15 protein-coding genes are annotated in these 17,799 nt (G+C 45.9%); 7 read left to right on the top strand and 8 right to left on the bottom strand.

What is annotated here, in order from left to right; genetic code table 11:
* Window positions 1-25 precede the first annotated feature (25 nt).
* Window positions 26-877 carry a DUF4373 domain-containing protein gene (locus ACYQ0C_RS09650; RefSeq protein WP_016276582.1) on the bottom strand — a complete coding sequence of 284 codons (852 nt, stop codon included), beginning with the start codon at window positions 875-877 and terminating at the stop codon, window positions 26-28.
* Window positions 878-1,421: 544 nt separating this feature from the next.
* Between ACYQ0C_RS09650 and dcm the strand changes: the two genes are divergently transcribed.
* Window positions 1,422-2,717: a DNA (cytosine-5-)-methyltransferase gene (gene dcm / locus ACYQ0C_RS09645; protein WP_016276581.1), complete on the top strand. Its 1,296-nt coding sequence runs from the start codon at window positions 1,422-1,424 to the stop codon at window positions 2,715-2,717.
* 5 nt (window positions 2,718-2,722) lie between these two features.
* A complete protein-coding gene (locus ACYQ0C_RS09640; protein ID WP_016276580.1) occupies window positions 2,723-3,913 on the top strand; it encodes a type II restriction endonuclease in 1,191 nt (396 codons plus the stop codon).
* A gap of 85 nt (window positions 3,914-3,998) precedes the next feature.
* Here ACYQ0C_RS09640 and ACYQ0C_RS09635 read toward each other — a convergent pair whose 3' ends face one another.
* Window positions 3,999-4,127 carry a hypothetical protein gene (locus tag ACYQ0C_RS09635; RefSeq protein WP_016276579.1) on the bottom strand — a complete coding sequence of 43 codons (129 nt, stop codon included), beginning with the start codon at window positions 4,125-4,127 and terminating at the stop codon, window positions 3,999-4,001.
* Between the two features lie 608 nt (window positions 4,128-4,735).
* Between ACYQ0C_RS09635 and ACYQ0C_RS09630 the strand changes: the two genes are divergently transcribed.
* Together ACYQ0C_RS09630 and ACYQ0C_RS09625 are read left to right on the top strand one after the other, a co-directional pair.
* On the top strand, window positions 4,736-5,014 hold the full coding sequence (locus ACYQ0C_RS09630) for a LysO family transporter (protein ID WP_016276578.1): 279 nt from the start codon (window positions 4,736-4,738) through the stop codon (window positions 5,012-5,014).
* A complete protein-coding gene (locus tag ACYQ0C_RS09625; protein ID WP_016276577.1) occupies window positions 5,011-5,631 on the top strand; it encodes a LysO family transporter in 621 nt (206 codons plus the stop codon). The genes ACYQ0C_RS09630 and ACYQ0C_RS09625 overlap by 4 nt, the downstream gene beginning before the upstream one ends.
* A 64-nt stretch (window positions 5,632-5,695) precedes the next feature.
* Here ACYQ0C_RS09625 and ACYQ0C_RS09620 read toward each other — a convergent pair whose 3' ends face one another.
* The 3 genes from ACYQ0C_RS09620 to uvrA all read right to left on the bottom strand — a co-directional run bounded on the left by ACYQ0C_RS09620 (window position 5,696) and on the right by uvrA (window position 10,792).
* Window positions 5,696-7,357 (bottom strand): peptide MFS transporter, encoded by a 1,662-nt coding sequence (locus ACYQ0C_RS09620; RefSeq protein WP_016276576.1) that lies wholly within the window; start codon window positions 7,355-7,357, stop codon window positions 5,696-5,698.
* Window positions 7,358-7,463: 106 nt separating this feature from the next.
* Window positions 7,464-7,949, bottom strand: a complete 486-nt coding sequence (ybaK, locus tag ACYQ0C_RS09615; protein ID WP_016276575.1) for a Cys-tRNA(Pro) deacylase — start codon at window positions 7,947-7,949, stop codon at window positions 7,464-7,466.
* A gap of 14 nt (window positions 7,950-7,963) precedes the next feature.
* Window positions 7,964-10,792 carry an excinuclease ABC subunit UvrA gene (gene uvrA / locus ACYQ0C_RS09610; RefSeq protein ID WP_016276574.1) on the bottom strand — a complete coding sequence of 943 codons (2,829 nt, stop codon included), beginning with the start codon at window positions 10,790-10,792 and terminating at the stop codon, window positions 7,964-7,966.
* Between the two features lie 154 nt (window positions 10,793-10,946).
* On the opposite strand from uvrA, the gene ACYQ0C_RS09605 reads away from it, so the two are divergent.
* Both ACYQ0C_RS09605 and ACYQ0C_RS09600 read left to right on the top strand, forming a co-directional pair.
* Window positions 10,947-12,758, top strand: a complete 1,812-nt coding sequence (locus ACYQ0C_RS09605) for a PBP1 and LysM peptidoglycan-binding domain-containing protein (RefSeq protein WP_016276573.1) — start codon at window positions 10,947-10,949, stop codon at window positions 12,756-12,758.
* A complete protein-coding gene (locus tag ACYQ0C_RS09600; RefSeq protein WP_016276572.1) occupies window positions 12,758-13,441 on the top strand; it encodes a porin family protein in 684 nt (227 codons plus the stop codon). Before ACYQ0C_RS09605 ends, ACYQ0C_RS09600 begins: the two co-directional genes overlap by 1 nt.
* A 115-nt stretch (window positions 13,442-13,556) precedes the next feature.
* On the opposite strand, the gene ACYQ0C_RS09595 is transcribed toward ACYQ0C_RS09600, so the two are convergent.
* From ACYQ0C_RS09595 to ACYQ0C_RS09585, 3 genes are all read right to left on the bottom strand, one after another.
* Complete coding sequence (locus tag ACYQ0C_RS09595; RefSeq protein WP_016276571.1) at window positions 13,557-14,009, bottom strand: DUF4293 domain-containing protein; 453 nt, start codon at window positions 14,007-14,009, stop codon at window positions 13,557-13,559.
* A 263-nt stretch (window positions 14,010-14,272) separates the two neighbouring features.
* Window positions 14,273-14,608 (bottom strand): DNA-directed RNA polymerase subunit omega, encoded by a 336-nt coding sequence (locus ACYQ0C_RS09590; protein ID WP_005846636.1) that lies wholly within the window; start codon window positions 14,606-14,608, stop codon window positions 14,273-14,275.
* Window positions 14,609-14,624: 16 nt separating this feature from the next.
* On the bottom strand, window positions 14,625-15,461 hold the full coding sequence (locus tag ACYQ0C_RS09585; RefSeq protein WP_016276570.1) for an outer membrane protein assembly factor BamD: 837 nt from the start codon (window positions 15,459-15,461) through the stop codon (window positions 14,625-14,627).
* 166 nt (window positions 15,462-15,627) lie between these two features.
* Between ACYQ0C_RS09585 and uvrB the strand changes: the two genes are divergently transcribed.
* Complete coding sequence (gene uvrB / locus ACYQ0C_RS09580; protein WP_016276569.1) at window positions 15,628-17,658, top strand: excinuclease ABC subunit UvrB; 2,031 nt, start codon at window positions 15,628-15,630, stop codon at window positions 17,656-17,658.
* The last annotated feature ends 141 nt before the right edge of the window (window positions 17,659-17,799 follow it).

Raw genomic sequence — 17,799 nt, 5'->3', positions numbered from 1 at the left:
GTGACCAACGGTAGATACTTAGGGTTCAAACAGCTTCCGGCAATCGATACGATGTGCATTTCTCCCCAGGTGGTCCGATTCCTCTTTCATCCAAATCCGGTATCGTGCGTGGTGTGTCCACCAGAATCCGGGCAGGGAAAAATTCATAGAGATAGCGTTTCCGTCGAGGTGCAAATCCCATATTTTTGAAGAGTTCAACAACAGCAACAACAGCAATTATTTCTTTTTCTTTGTTACTGTTGTTTTTCTTCTCTTCTCTATTCTTTTCTTCTCTTATAAAGTTTTGCTTAAAGCTTGCTTGCAAACGCCTTTCAACACATTCACTATCAGCACATTGCTTCGTATTTTTGGTTACATTTTCATCCTCACTTTTTTCAATCGTATTTTTTATGCATTTTACGCTATTTTCCGCATTGCTTTCCGTGTTGTTTTCCTTATTATTTGCATCGTCATTCGCTTCTTGATCCGCTGCCGCGAGGACAGCAGAAGTGATTACTTTCCCAGCTGTCTGCGCAGTCTTTTTCTTGCTGCTTCTTCCGCCTTTACTACCGGCGGCGGCACGTTGTTCCGAAAGTTTGTTCTGATAACCCATCACCTTGTCCAGATACAAGCATCGGAAATACCCGTCCTCCGTTATGACGAACAAGTTAAAGTCTTTAATAAGATGCCGCAGGTCTTCCACTGTAGCCCCCCATTTTTCAGCCAACAAATCCAGTTCGTTAAAATCGTGTTGATATTCCTCTTGCCTCCGCAGAAACAACATCATCTCAAAATACAGCCCTATCCCCATGCATTTCATGTCGGCACGCAACTTCATCATTCTGTAGTCTGACATCAAGCTGCAATGCAGCCGGATAAACTGTTCGGTATAATCCATTCTTTTTGTTTATTATATATTCCAAACAAAGTTACGAAAAAAAAGTGAAACACAGAAAGATATAGTGATAGAATTAAGTTACAACAGTGTCGGTTGAACTGTCGATTATTCGTAAAGTCATTACAATCCCCGCCGAAGCCAAATCCTGACACCGCTACGCTACTTGTTCGTAACCATGCCCGAAAATGCGACAAACGGGTACGGATGGCGAAACAAGATACTGCGACATAGTGAGCTACTGACAACTCACGCGAGAAATCCGGTTACGGAAAAAAGATTGCACCGTTCCTCACAGTTTTGCGTACCGACATCGGACCCTTTACTAACTAATTTTACCCCCCCCAAAAAAATAAGGACGATGAAGAGTGGAGGACAACCCAATAGTTACCCCATAGATCGATAAAAAACATCACTGATGAAAACCTTTATTCCCGATACCAAACGCTACAAAAAGGAATAAAATGCAGAATCTTTAAAAACTTGTTATTCGCTATTCTCAATAAAAAGCAGTACTTTTGTCCTCATTAATTAATTTTCAAATTGAATGATAGCAAAAAAAACAGTCATACAAGATATTAAGCTCGCCAACTTCCCCGAGGAAATTGACGAGCAAAACAACATTAAAGTGTACGGAGAGACCAGTTGGGAAAATCAATTGGCTGTACTCAGCCATTATCTGCATAACAACGACTGCATCGAAAGCAAAGAAAGTAAGCGGGAAGTGATATACGCCATCCGTGAGTTTTTAGAGCAGAAAAAAGAGAGTAAGGAAGAAGAAATAACGGATGAATATGTGACCAAAGTCGCAGAAGATCCTACCGCATACGGTCTGTTCTCGGATTTCTTCAACGTACCATTTCCCGACCCTAAAAAACCAAAATTCACTTTCATCGACCTATTTGCCGGAATGGGAGGTTTCCGCCTAGCCATGCAGGCGCAAGGTGGCAAGTGTGTATTCTCGTCGGAATGGAACAAATATGCCCAAAAGACTTACTTGGCAAACTTTGGAGAAATGCCTTTTGGCGACATTACGAAAGAAATAACCAAGAGCTATATTCCTCGGAATTTTGATGTGCTATGTGCCGGTTTTCCGTGTCAACCATTTTCTATTGCCGGAGTTTCGAAGAAAAAAAGTCTCGGACGGGAAACGGGATTCAAGGATAAAACGCAAGGTACGTTGTTTTTTGATGTGGCAGACATCATCAGTCGTCACCGTCCCAAAGCATTCTTTTTGGAGAATGTGAAAAACCTGATGTCGCATGACAAAGGCAACACGTTCAAAATAATCAAAGGCACATTAGAGGAATTGCGTTATTCACTCCACTACCTTGTCATGGACGGACAAACCTATGTGCCACAACATCGGGAACGTATCATGATAGTAGGTTTTGACCAAGATGTCTTTCATGGAAAAGAGCAATTCGCCTTTCCCGAGCAGAAACAATCAACCCAGAGCATCAAAGAAATACTAGACCCTGATATTGACGAAAAATACACGTTGAGTGATAAACTTTGGAGCTATCTGCAAAACTATGCAGAAAAGCATCGCGCCAAAGGAAATGGATTTGGTTTCGGAATGGTGGATCTGAATGGTATTTCCCGTACGTTAAGTGCCCGTTACTATAAGGATGGTTCCGAAATCCTTATTCCACAAACAGGAGGAAAGAATCCTCGTAGATTGTCTCCTCGCGAATGTGCCCGACTAATGGGATACCCCGATGAATATCGCCTTAACCAAGTCTCTGATGTACAAGCTTACAGACAATGCGGGAATTCAGTTGTAGTGCCTCTTATTACAGCCGTTTCAGAACAATTAGTAAAAACCATGTTAAATAATTGATTGCTATGAGTGAAATTCTAAATAGTGCTATAGTCAAAGTGCAAAATGCAAAATATGCATTTTGCCGTTTCATTACAGCCAATGATACCGGGAAGAACGGTTCACATCAGGCAGGTTTCTATATACCCAAATGCGCAGCGGCACTTTTGTTCGACACTCCGGGAGTGAAAGGTGAAAACAAAGACAAGATGGTAAAGGTCAAATGGCAAGATGATTTTACAACCGACAGCCGTTTTATCTATTATGGGCAAGGAACACGTAATGAATACCGAATAACCCGTTTTGGGAAAGGCTTTCCTTTTTTTGAGGAAGACAATGTAGGCGATTTGCTCATTATTGCCCAACAGAGCGAGGATTATTATTATGGTTTCGTCTTGCAGACAGATCAGGACATTGACGATTTCTTTGCCTATTTCAACCTTTCTCCAGAGAAAACAAATCAATTGATTGATGTTACACAAGCAAGTACACCGGAAAAGCAATTGGAAATCGGCATCCAAGAGCTTGTTGCCTTATACGCCGATTTTCCGGAAACCCGGCAAATGGCTCAATTCGCCAGAGACATATATAACAAAGCTCATCATATCACGGACGTTCATATTTGCAAGTCTCCCGATGAACAATTATTAAAATGGATTGATACGGAGTACAGTCTATTCCGCAGTTTCGAGGAGAAAGTTTATGCACCTATTTACAGTGTGCCTTTTTCTAACTGTCAAGAATTAGTCAAATTTTCAAACATCATTCTCAACCGTCGCAAATCCCGCGCAGGCAAATCCTTGGAGCATCACCTTGCAACGATATTCACGGCGGCGCAATTGGAATACGAAGAACAAGCCGTGACGGAAGACAATAAAAAGCCCGATTTCCTGTTTCCCAACGGGAAAGCTTACCATAACATGCTGTTTCCTGCTAACAAACTGGTATTTCTTGGAGCAAAAACAACCTGCAAAGACCGTTGGCGACAAGTCCTGAACGAGGCAGACCGCATCGAAACCAAATACTTGTTTACCCTGCAACAAGGCATTTCCAAGAATCAGCTTCGGGAAATGAAACACGAACACCTTAAACTTGTTGTCCCTGCCTCTTACCGGACATCATTTGACAAAGAGTTCCAACCTGAAATTGAGACATTGGCTTCATTCATCAAAATGGTTAAATTAAAACAAAACAATAATCCCATCTATTCAGTATAAATCACCTCTTCCCATATTCCGCTTCGCCCTCGGCCACCATGCCGGGGGCTTCTTTGTCTTCCGGTATTTCATAAAGCATGGAAGGTCATGGCCTGAATCGTTCCAAATACGTATGGTTGATGTAATATTCTATCTCCAGCAACGTCTGCTGCCTCACCGCAGATTTCAACCGACACTCCCACACGGTTCTCTTGGAATAATCTGTTCCTTTCATATCGCCGTCGTTTTTAGATTGTCAGTTTCAGTATCTTTCTCCAATAGGTCGGCTCCACCTCGCTTAGAAGGAAATCTATGAAGTTCCTTCGTGTGTCCTTGTTCAGCCGGGTAGCAACAATCATTCTTCCCGCTTCCGGCAAAAGGGGACAACGAAAAAAAGAAATATCATTTGGTAGCCCGTAAAAGCACCTTTGGGCATAGGCACAGGCACAAAAGAAAGGGACATTGCGTCATCAGTCTAAACATCGTTTAGGCGCGTGAGGCTGTGCCTTTTTCTCCGGCCAAGAAGATTTATGAATATTTATTTTGAAAATATACATAAAAGGATTACCTTTGCACCGCAAATGAATCAATGATATGAACCAATTACAGACTACATACAGCATGCATTGCCTTACATGGGGAAATAGAACCCTGTGTAATCACTTCATTGTGCATGTACATTGGTTCAGCGGATTCGTTTAGATTCCATTCCCACTCACACGTGATTTTATCACCAGGCTTTCATCCTGCTCACACATGTGCCCGGATGAAAATATGGCATGATGGTTCTCATTCGATGAGACCGTCTGGTTGGATATGTTTTACTTAAAAAAAATGATTGCTATGTTTACTATTATATCTATTATGTTTGTTGGTATCGGTATAGGATATGTGTTGCGTAACTTGCAGTTTTTACAGAAAATAGAAAAGAGCACCTCGCTCACTATCTTCCTGCTACTGTTTGTTTTGGGCATCTCTATTGGATCCAACAGCTTAATCATTAACAATTTAGGCAGATTCGGATGGCAGGCGGCTATATTGGCTACATTAAGCATTCTGGGCAGTATGCTAGCTTCCTTCCTGGTATTTCATCTGTTTTTTAAGAAAGGAGGCAGACCATGAAAGGTAGTTTGATTGTTGTAGCATTTTTTTGTGCAGGATGTATGATTGGAGCTGCCAATAATTTCCAGTATGACATGCACTCTGTTTCCATGTATGTGCTTTATGCGCTGATGCTGCAAGTAGGAATCAGCATAGGCAGCAATAAGAAATTAAAGGAACTGATAAAAAGCTTACGGCCGAAAATGCTTCTGGTGCCGATGGCCACCATTGCGGGAACTTTACTTTTCTCGGCACTGGCCAGTCTGCTATTAACCCAATGGAGTGTATTCGACTGTATGGCGGTGGGCAGCGGCTTTGCCTATTATTCGCTATCCTCCATTCTGATCACACAGTTCAAGGAACCGTCTATCGGATTACAACTGGCCACCGAACTGGGGACCATTGCATTGCTGGCCAATATTTTCCGGGAGATGATGGCATTGCTCGGCGCTCCGCTCATACGGAAATATTTCGGACAGCTGGCTCCTATCTCGGCTGCCGGAGTGAATTCGATGGATGTATTGCTGCCATCCATCACACGCTATTCGGGAAAAGACATGATTCCCATAGCCATCTTCCACGGAATACTGATTGATATGAGTGTTCCTGTTTTCGTATCCTTCTTCTGTAATTTATAAAAAAGAGAAGCCCGCTTGATTGGTTCAGCGGGCTTCTTTTTCTATATATGACTATGGGCAGGAATTATTTCGCAACCTTTTCCAGTTTCTTCATGATAGAGAAAATGAATAATGCAGAAAGCAAGCAGCACACAATCAATACACTCCATACCATCCACAACTGCATATCACCCCACAAATAACCGATGATAGCTACCAGATAGTTACCAATAGCAGTAGCCACGAACCAAAGTCCCATCATAGCACCTTTATACTTGGGAGGAGCTACCTTGGAAACGAATGAGATACCCATTGGTGACAGGAACAATTCGGCAAAAGTCAATACCAGATAAGTCGAGATCAGCCAATTGGGTGAAACCAACGCGCTCTCGGCAATACCATTGGCTTCTACTTCGGCAGGAGTAGGCAGACCGAATGAGCCGAATGCCAGCAACATGAAACCTACTGCGGCAATCACCATACCGATACCGATTTTACGCGGAGCCGATGGTTCTTTTCCTTTCTTTGCCAATGAACCGAACACGGCCAATGATACCGGAGTCAGAGCGACAACGAAGAAGGGGTTAAACTGCTGGAAAATCTGAGGAAGGATAGGCAATGTAGGGTCCATAGTACCATAATTGATTCCTAAGACCACAAGAGCCAGCGTAGCGATTACGCCTGAAATCAATTTACCCTTGCCTGTCTTGGACTGGAACAGTGAGAAACCTGCATAAACGGTTACAATAAGAAGAGCCAGATTCCATACGCTGAAGCCAAGACGGTCCATGCCGGTCACCTCATGTGCCGTGTAGTCACGGGCGAAGAAGGTCATGGTAAGACCGTTCTGATGGAATGCCATCCAGAAGAAAATAACCACTGCGAATACCAGCAACAAAGCGACGATGCGTTCTTTGGTCTGTGCGGGAGTCAGCTCTTCTTCGTGTACATTGGCCGGTTTAGCCTGCTTGGAGTTATAATCGGCATGCTTGAATGTAGGACGGAAAATAATATAAATAGCCATGGAGGCAATCAATGAGATACATGCCACACCAAAACCATAGTTATAGGCTTCTGACAATTTTTCAATGTAAGTAGTACAGAAATCAGCCATGCTTCCTGTGAAATTCTGTGCGGTCTGCATGGCAGTCAGTGTGGCCTCGCCTTCGGCGGTAATCGTACCGTCCAGGAACTGGTGTGCCAGAGAAGGTATCTGGGGCACATAGCTGAAGCCTGCTTTGCCCAGCACATAGTTGGTCATGGCAGTAGCGGCAGTCGGAGCGAACAGGGCGCCGATGTTGATCGCCATATAGAACAAGCTGAAAGCAGTGTCGCGTTTCGCGCTATACTCGGGAGCATCGTACAGGTTACCTACCATTACTTGCAGATTTCCCTTGAAAAGTCCGGTTCCCAAAGCAATCAGGGCAAGAGCGCCGAACATGGAATACAATCCGATATTGGTTGCCATCGGGATAGCCAGCAGCACATAACCGGCAAACATGATAATGATACCAGTGGTAACCATCTTGCCATAACCGAATTTATCGGCCAGGATACCTCCGATAAGCGGCATGAAATACACTCCTGCCAGGAAACTGGCAAAGATCGTTGACGTTGTGGCGGCTGTAAAGCCGAATTTCGCTTGCAGGAAGAGAGTGAAAATAGCAAGCATGGTGTAATAACCAAAGCGTTCGCCGGTATTGGCGAGAGCTAATGCGTATAAGCCTTTCGGCTGTCCTTCAAACATAATTGATAAAGATTTAATTAATAGTTAGTATTCTTTTTTTGCAAAGATATAACTTTTAGTCTATCTGAAAAAAAAAGAGCCACAAATGTGACTCTTTTTGGCCTATTTATTCGGTGAAAAGGGAACAAATCTCTGCTTTCGTTTCTTTTATCAGGTCATCGGCCGCTATTTTTATCTGTAATCCGCGGATACCGGCACTGATATAAATGTAGGGAAATGCGGTGCAAGTCTCGTGTATGTAGGTGGGGAAATGCTTTTTCATGCCGATGGGGGAACATCCTCCCCGGATATATCCTGTCAGGGGAAGCAGCTCTTTCATGGGAATCAAGTCGCATTTCTTGTTACCTGAGACTTTGGCCGCCATTTTTAAATCCACCTCGTGCTCGCCGGGTATGACACAGACAAAATACCCTGATTTGTCTCCATGAAGCACCAAGGTCTTGAAGACTTGTTCTATGTTCTCACCCAGACTGGCGGCTACGTGGATGGCGCTGAGGTCGTTCTCGTCTACTTCGTATGGAATAAGCTCGTAGGCTATCCTGGCTTTATCAAGCAGACGGGCTACGTTGGTTTTAGCTATTTTTTCTTTCATTGCTGGTATGCCGGTTAATTTTCCAATTCTTCTTTTATAAACTTCGGGGTATATCCTTTCTTGCTTCCGGCCACTTCTTCGGGAGTTCCGGCAGCAAGCACCTGTCCTCCGCCCCGTCCGCCTTCGGGACCCATATCGATGATGTAATCCGCCAGTTTGATCACGTCCAGGTTATGTTCGATAACCAGAACGGTATTGCCTTTCTCCACCAGCTTGTTCAGCACATTCATCAGCACACGGATATCTTCGAAATGAAGTCCGGTAGTGGGTTCATCCAGAATATACATCGTTTTTCCGGTATCACGTTTGGACAGTTCCGTAGCCAGTTTCACACGCTGGCTCTCTCCGCCCGACAAAGTGGTGGAGGGCTGTCCCAGTTTAATGTATCCCAATCCCACCTCTTGCAGCACTTTGATCTTATTCAGAATCTGAGGCACATTCTCAAAGAACTCTACGGCACGATTGATGGTCATGTCCAGTACATCGGCTATGGATTTACCCTTATAGCGCACTTCCAGCGTCTCGCGGTTGTATCGTTTGCCATGACAAACCTCGCAAGGCACCAGCACATCGGGCAGGAAATTCATTTCGATGGTCTTGTATCCGTTACCGCCGCAAGCCTCGCAGCGTCCTCCGGTTACATTGAACGAGAAACGCCCCGGCTTATAGCCACGGATCTTCGCTTCGGGCAGACCGACAAACAGATTCCGGATATCCGAGAATACTCCTGTATAGGTGGCCGGATTGGAACGCGGTGTCCTGCCCAACGGCGACTGGTCCACATTCACCACCTTATCTATATACTCCAGTCCCTCCACACTGTCGTAAGGCAGAGGTTCCTGCAAAGAACGGTAGAAATGCTGTGACAGGATGGGCTGCAAGGTATCGTTGATCAGTGTAGACTTGCCACTGCCGGACACTCCTGTGACGCAAATGAGTTTTCCCAAAGGAAATTCCACATCCACATTCTTCAGGTTGTTTCCCTTCGCCCCTCTCAGCCACAAGGATTTCCCGTTGCCGGGGCGGCGTTCGGCCGGTATCTCTATCTTCATCTGTCCGTTCAAGTATTTAGAGGTAAGTGTTTCTGTCTGAAGCATTTGTTTCGGAGTCCCCTGAAACACCACCTCGCCTCCCAGACGGCCGGCTTTCGGTCCCATATCAACCACATAGTCCGCTGCCAGCATCATATCCTTGTCATGTTCCACCACGATGACAGAGTTACCTGTGTCACGCAACTTCTTCAAGGAGTTGATCAGGCGGAGGTTGTCCCGTTGATGCAATCCGATACTCGGTTCATCCAGAATATAAAGCACGTTCACCAGCTGGGAACCGATTTGGGTTGCCAGACGGATACGCTGGCTCTCGCCTCCCGAAAGGGAGACCGAGGTACGGTTCAGCGAAAGATAATCCAGCCCCACATCCAACAGGAACTTCAGACGGGTACGGATCTCCTTCAAAATCTCGGCGGCAATCATGCGCTGCTTGTCTTCCAGAAAAGGATCGAGCTGCTGCAACCAGTCATACAGTTCGTTGATGTCCATGCTTGCCAGTTCATAGATGTTCTTGTCGTGAATGCGGAAATGCAACGCTTCCTTGTTCAGGCGCGCGCCCTTGCATTCGGGGCAGACATCGGTCTTGGCAAACTGTTCCGCCCACTTCTGGGCAGTGGCCGACGCATCCTTCTCCTGCATCATCTGAATGTACTTCACAATCCCCTCGTAGGTCACAAAGTAGTCGGAAGACGTATGAATCAGACTGCTCTTTATCTTGATACGCTCATCCGAGCCATAGAGTATTTCGTCTATCGCATCCTCCGGCATATCCTTGACCGGCGTCTTGATCGTAAAATCATATTTCTCAAGCAACGCCTCTATCTGCCAGAAGATCATGGCATTTTTATATTTACCCAAAGGCGCGATGGCTCCTTCGTAAATGGAAAGCCCCCTGTCGGGAATCACTTTGTCCACATCAATCAGGTTCACATACCCCAGCCCCTTACAACGGGGGCAAGCTCCCTGCGGAGAGTTGAACGAGAAATTATGAGGGGCGGGTTCTTTATAAGACAGTCCGGTGACGGGACACATCAACCGCTTGCTGTAATGGCGCACCTCCCGGGTATCGGCATCATAAATCATAATCAGCCCCTCACCCTGCTGCATGGCGGTGGCAACACTCTGTTTCAGTCGTTTGTCGTCCTTTTCCGATACAACCAGCTTGTCTATCACGACTTCGATATCGTGGTTCTTGTAACGGTCCAGCTTCATGCCGTGTACAATCTCGCGCACCTCGCCGTCCACACGGACATACAGATAGCCTTTCTTGCGCACTTGCTCGAAAAGTTCTTTGTAATGCCCCTTGCGGGTACGTACCAACGGGGCAAGCATAAATATCTTCTTACCTTGATAATCCCGGTGAATCAGGCCGATGATCTGTTCCTCGGTGTATTTCACCATCTTCTCTCCCGAAAGATAAGAATAAGCAACTCCTGCACGGGCATAAAGCAAACGGAGATAATCGTATATCTCTGTCGTGGTTCCCACAGTAGAGCGGGGATTCTTGTTGGTCGTTTTCTGTTCGATGGAGATTACCGGACTGAGCCCTGTAATCTTGTCCACGTCCGGACGCTCCAACCCTCCCAGGAAATTACGGGCGTATGCGGAAAAGGTCTCAATGTACCTCCGCTGCCCTTCGGCGAAGATGGTATCGAACGCCAAGGACGATTTACCGCTTCCGCTCAATCCGGTTATCACCGTCAGGCTGTTTCGTGGAATTTCAACATCTATATCTTTCAAGTTATGTACACGGGCACCGTATACATTAATCAGTTCTTTTTCTTCACTCATAATCTTCTTACTCTGCGTAATCTCTGCAAAATTAATGCTTCCCGATGAAATATTTAATTAAAAAGCCTAATAATATTTTCTATTCTTTCTATATAATGTGAATAAAACAGTTTTTTTTGTACTTTTGCCACTCAGTTTAATCAACACACAGCAAATGAAATTTATTCGAACATTATATCTTATCGCAGCCTTGTCTGCCAGCAGCACCGGAATGATGGCCCAAACGCAGTCCTCCGGCTATTTCCTGCACACCATCACCAAAGGACAAAGTCTTTATTCCATAGCCAGCATGTATAATGTGACTACCGGCGATATCGTCAAGATGAACCCCGGCAGCGACCTGAAGATCAAGGCCGGCGAGACCTTGAAAATTCCACAAAAGAACAGCGGGGCGGCACAACAGGTATTCCATACCATCCAGGCGGGTGAGACCTTGTACAAACTGACGCAACGCTACGGAGTAACCGCACAACGCATCTGCCAGGCAAATCCCGGACTGAGCGCGGAGAATTTCCGTATAGGCCAAGTCATTGTGATCCCCGCCAAAGCTACGGACAGCGAGGAGGTCATCATGAACGAAGTGAAAGCCGGACAGACCCCTCCGGCGGTTGCCACCGCTTCCACCCCACTGAAGCCGAATTGCAGGGATATGCACAAAGTGGCACGGAAGGAAACCATCTTCAGCATCAGCCGCCTGTATGGCATTACAGAAGCCGAACTGATTGCCGCCAACCCCGAGTTGCGCACCGAGAAACTGAAAAAGGGCAAGTTCCTATGCATCCCGTACGCCAAGGATACAACGGCTGAAACACCTGCAGGCAATACGCCAGCCGTGATCCCCACGGACGACCAACTGTTCAATGAAAGTAAGAAAGAGACACGCAAGATATCTACCATCAAAGCTGCCGTAATGCTGCCATTCATGGCAGACGGCAAGGGTAACCGCGATGAACAGACCCGCATGGTGGAATACTATGAAGGTTTCCTGATGGCGGTAAACAGTTTGAAAGAAAAAGGAGCCTCCATCGACCTGTACGCATACGATACTCACAACAACACTTCTTCCATCAAAACCATTTTGGACAGAAGCGAGCTGAAGAGCATGGATATCATCTTCGGCCCGGCCCACCCCGACCAGGTGAAACCGGTTGCGGAATTCGCCAGAAAGAACAATATACGGCTGGTAGTGCCCTTTACTTCCAAAGGGAGTGAGGTTTTCAACAATCCCGCCATCTATCAGATAAATACGCCCCAGTCTTATCTATACTCGGAAGTTTACGAACATTTCACCCGCAAGTTCACAACCGCCAATGTCATCTTCCTGGACGCGGAGGACGGCGACAAAGACAAAGCGGATTTTATAAAAGGACTGAAAGAGGAGCTAAAGAGCAAGCACATTCCTTTTACCGGACTAAAAGGAGAGAATATTACTCCGGAGTCACTGAAAGGCGTGATGAACCCGACGATGGACAATGTATTCATCCCGACCTCAGGCACCAACGTGGCATTGATAAAGTTGTTGCCACAACTGATTGTGACCTCCCGTGACAACCCCGACTACCGTATGCAGTTGTTCGGCTATCCGGAATGGCAGACCTACACCCATGACCATTTGGCCAGTTTCTATGAGCTGGACACCTATTTCTATTCTTCATTCTACACGAACAATCTGTTTCCGGAAGCCGTACAGTTTTCATCGGCCTACCGCAAATGGTACAGCAAGGACATGCTCAACTCATTCCCTAAATATGGTATGCTGGGATTCGATACAGGATATTTCTTCCTGAAGGGCCTGTCACAGTACGGCAACAAGCTGGAGGACAAACTGGACAAGGTAGCCGTCACCCCTATCCAGACCGGATTCAAATTTGAACGGGTAAACAACTGGGGTGGATTTATCAATCGCAAAGTGTTCTTCGTTCACTTTACCAAGGACTTTGAACTGATTAAACTTGATTTTGAATAATGAAAAAGTATAAAAACTTCGGACTGCTTGTACTGGCGCTGTTCTTTGCGTTGCCGGCGGCTGCACAGTTGGGTGAAGAACGTCATAATTTCGCTGTCGGCATCAATGGCGGTCTGAACATGAGCACCGTCAGCTTCAACCCGAAAATAAAGCTGAACACGCTGAACACGATGTCCGCGGGTGTCACCATGAGATACATGTCCGAAAAATATTTCAAGATGATGTGTGGCGTACAAATGGAAATAAACTATTCGCAACGCGGATGGGACGAAAAGATAGAAGATGAATCCGGCAATTCTTACAGCCGCACCATGAATTATCTGGAAATCCCTTTCATGGCGCATCTGGCATTCGGCAAGGATGCATTGAACCGCGGAGTGAAGGTGTTTTTCAATGCAGGACCGCAAATCGGCTTTTTCCTGGGTGACAACGAAAAGATAAACTGGACTACCTCCACAACAAGACCGGAACACGGCAAAGAGGTAGAAAACAAATTTGATTACGGCATCACAGCCGGAGCCGGTCTGGAAGTCAGCACCGGTATCGGACATTTCTTGCTGGAAGGACGCTACTACATGGGACTGAGCGACTTTTACAAGAACTCGAAAAGAGATTATTTCGAGCGCTCAGCCCACTCGTTCATCGGAATACGGCTGAGTTACCTGATAGATATCACTAAATAAAAAAAGATTTTATTCCGCGATACCCGCGCTCCGATCTTATAATACGACAAAAGCCTGCAAGGCATATCTTGCAGGCTTTTTCAATCGTATAATATAAAAATTAATTTCCTCAGCTTTATCTCAACCGGTCATACGCCTTGACCAATACCTCGTCTTTACCAATGGCACGAATGGCAAGCCAGTTCAAAATGATGGCAACCAACGGCAGACATGCTGTCCATGAAAGAGAAAATGTCATCGACTCTTCTTTCAGCATAAAAATGAAGGTGGCCAATGTGGCATAATACCCGATCAGCAAGATAGTGCTGAAAATAGTCAGGCGGATTTGCAACATACGTTTCTTGAACATGAAGATGGCTCCGAAAGCAAGAACCGCAACAACCAGCAAGATTGCGAACAAGGCCCATGGAGCGTAATCCTTGGTACCGTCCGCCATCGTAAGACACAGATTTGTTAAAGCGGAAACACTATAATCACTTCCTATGTACGAACCTACGGGACTACACAGGCAAATAATAATCAAGATAGTGACAACAAGTAAATAAACAGATTGAATGCGTTGTATCATAGTCGCTTTTATTTTTATTTTAAATCATACAATCCCTGTCATTCCGAACGCAGTGAAGAACCTGAAAACACAAAGTGAATGGTTATCAGATTCTTCACTGCGTTCAGAATGACAGAGCTATTTATAAAGGAGGAGGTGTCAAAACTCACCACAGATTACTCAGACTAATGCCGCTTCCGCACAAGGAACAACGTGTTTTCCTACAGAAGTCGATCTGTGTAATCTGTGGTGAAAAGACCTTCGTCACAGTCCCGGATGAAAAATTACTGTAATTTTTCTTTTTCTTTAGCAGGATTACGGAAATAAACCTTGCCTTCTTCGTATTCCTGAGCAGCGATCAATGTCGGCTTCGGAAGCTTTTCATAATAACGTGAGATTTCGATCTGCTCTCTATTTTCAAAGACTTCTTCCAGATTATCGTTGTATGAGGCAAATTCCTGCAATTTCTTTGAAAGATCGTTCTTCATCTCAACACTAATCTGGTTGGCACGTTTGCCAATGATAGCAACAGTTTCATAAATGTTACCTGTGTCCGCACATAAATCCATCATGTCACGGGTAACAGTATTACTTGGAGCGTTTGTCTTTTTGTAATCCATAATTTCTTATTTAGTTTTATTCATTAAATTCTTTTACGTACTTATGGGCATCCTTGTAGATGTTGTCCACCTCCTTCGTATATTTGCTGTCGGGGAATTCGTTCTTGAAAGAATAGTATTCATCTATCGTCTCACGCATACGCTCTTCTTTCTTTTCTTCCACACTCGCCTTCGCCATGTCATGCTTGGCACGCAGTACAAGGATGGAAAGATCCTCGCGCATCTTGGTATAAGGATAGTCTTTCAGTGCATTCTGAGCCGTAACAATACAGGACAGATAGTTGTTGCCGGTAGTGCTGTAGGTGCTGTTTCCGGTATAAGAGCCCAGATCATAATACAGTTTCGCGGCCAGGTAGTCTTTCATCACCAGCTTGTCCTGCAAATCAAAAATCATTTGCTGCGCATCCTGCCGGCGGCTGCTGGTAGGGAAATATTCCATAAACATCTGCAGCTCCTGAATAGCCTTATAGGTACTCGACTGGTCCAAACGAGGTTCCGGAGTGTCCAGGAACAACGCTCTTCCCGAGAAATATCTGGCCTGTTCCGTATAGACGCCCCGCGGATAAGTGTTATAATAGGTGGTGAAATAATGTGAGGCGGTGATGAAGTCACCTTGGTTATAGTAGGTCATGCCCAACATATAAAGTGACTCCTCAGCCTTGTCCGTTCCCTTCATGATAGTAATCAACTCCTCCAGGATGGTGGCCGCCTTGGTGTTCTGCCCTTTGCCAAAGTAACTTTTGGCCGCTTCGTACTTATATTCGTAGTCCGTGCTTTTTAAAACTTTGTTATACTCTCCGCATGACGTCAAAGCCGTACCGGAGACAAGAGCTATAATGATATATTTTTTCATCTTATTCAAATAATTGCGCAAATTTACGCCTTTCCACCGAATAATGCAATATTTCCATGTTTTTAAATGCTAAAAAGTACTCAAGAGGCTATTTTTTAGAGATGAATGGATATTATATAAGGAAATAGCTGTATTTTTACGCCTCATTAAACCAAACGTATTACTTATGAATTTTGAACTGATTTCCGAATATCAGCCCACCGGCGACCAGCCGGAAGCTATCGCCCAGCTGACCGAAGGAGTGCTGGAAGGAGTTCCTGCACAGACTTTATTGGGAGTCACCGGGTCTGGCAAGACTTTCACGATTGCGAATGTTATCAAAAACATCAATAAGCCCACCTTGATATTGAGTCATAACAAGACATTGGCAGCCCAGCTATACGGAGAGTTCAAGAGTTTCTTTCCCAACAATGCGGTGGAATACTATGTGTCTTATTATGACTATTACCAGCCGGAAGCCTACTTGCCGTCCAGCGACACCTATATAGAAAAGGATCTGGCCATCAATGAAGAGATTGACAAGCTGCGGCTGGCGGCCACCTCCGCCCTGCTGTCGGGACGGAAGGACGTGGTGGTGGTGTCCTCCGTGTCCTGCATCTACGGTATGGGAAACCCGTCGGACTTCTACGACAATGTCATCGAGATAAAGAAAGGCAGGCTGCTGGACCGGAATGTGTTTTTACGCCGCCTGGTGGACAGCCTGTATGTGCGTAACGACATGGAGCTGAACCGCGGGAATTTCCGCGTAAAAGGCGATACGGTAGATATTTATCTGGCATACAGCGACAACCTCCTCCGGGTTATGTTCTGGGACGACGAGATTGACGCGATCGAAGAGATAGACCCTGTCTCGGGAATCCGTCTGGCTACTTTCGATGAATACAAGATTTATCCGGCCAATCTTTTCATGACCACCAAGGAGAGCCAGCTGAGGGCTATTCATCAGATTGAGGACGACTTGACGAAAGAGGTGGCCAAATTTGAAGAGGAAGGCAAAATGTATGAGGCGAAACGGCTTTATGAACGTGTGACCTACGACATGGAGATGATCCGCGAACTGGGGCACTGTTCGGGCATAGAAAATTATTCCCGCTACTTTGACGGCCGTAATGCAGGTACCCGCCCTTACTGTCTGCTGGATTTCTTTCCGGATGATTTCCTGATTGTGATAGACGAAAGCCACGTCAGCGTACCGCAGATACGTGCCATGTATGGCGGCGACCGGGCAAGGAAAACAAACTTGGTGGAATATGGCTTCCGGATGGAGTCGGCTTTTGACAACCGTCCCTTGAAATTCGAAGAGTTCAAGGAACTGGCCAGGCAAGTGATTTATGTCAGCGCCACGCCCGCCGATTATGAATTGATGGAAAGTGAAGGTATTATCGTCGAGCAGGTGATCCGTCCTACCGGTCTGCTGGACCCGGTGATTGAAGTACGCCCCAGTCTGAATCAGATTGACGACCTGATGGAAGAGATACAACAGCGCATCGAGAAAGAAGAACGGGTACTGGTGACCACACTCACCAAACGCATGGCAGAGGAACTGACCGAATATCTGTTGCGCAATGACATCCGCTGCAATTACATCCATAGCGATGTGGACACATTGGAACGGGTCAAGATTATGGACGAATTGCGCCAAGGCATTTATGACGTGCTGGTGGGCGTAAACTTGCTCCGTGAAGGTCTGGACTTGCCCGAAGTATCTCTGGTCGCCATTCTGGACGCGGACAAAGAAGGGTTCCTCCGCTCCCACCGCTCGCTGACCCAGACTGCTGGACGCGCCGCCCGCAATATCAATGGAAAAGTTATCATGTATGCAGACCGCATGACGGACAGCATGAAAAAGACAATAGACGAGACTAACCGCCGACGCGAGAAACAGCTGGCCTATAACGAAGAACATGGAATCACCCCCAAGCAGATACAGCGTGCGCGCAATGCCGCCTTGCTGGGCGGCAACAGCAACGAAGCTGCCGCCCCCCAAGGCCCCAAGGCATATATCGAGCCCTCTTCCAATACAACGGCCGCCGATCCGATTGTTCAGTATATGACCAAGCCTCAGATGGAGAAAACAATAGAACGTACCCGGAAACTGATGCAGGAGGCCGCCAAGAAACTGGAATTTATAGAAGCCGCACAATACAGGGATGAGCTGCTGAAACTGGAAGATATGATGAAAGAGAGGTGGGGATAGACTTGCCCCCCTTGGCGGGAGAAGGCGCACTGCCTGTCGAGGAAAAGCCTGTTACCCGAAGAAATATCACGGATATGCCGGTGAGTTCCGGAATAAAGGCAGGGATGGAAAAGACAAGAAGGACAAACAGCAAAAAAGCAG

Source organism: Phocaeicola sartorii JCM 17136 = DSM 21941 (genome assembly GCF_054653615.1).
The sequence above is the reverse complement of the archived record's forward strand: the minus strand, read 5'-3'. Positions and strand labels throughout refer to the sequence as shown.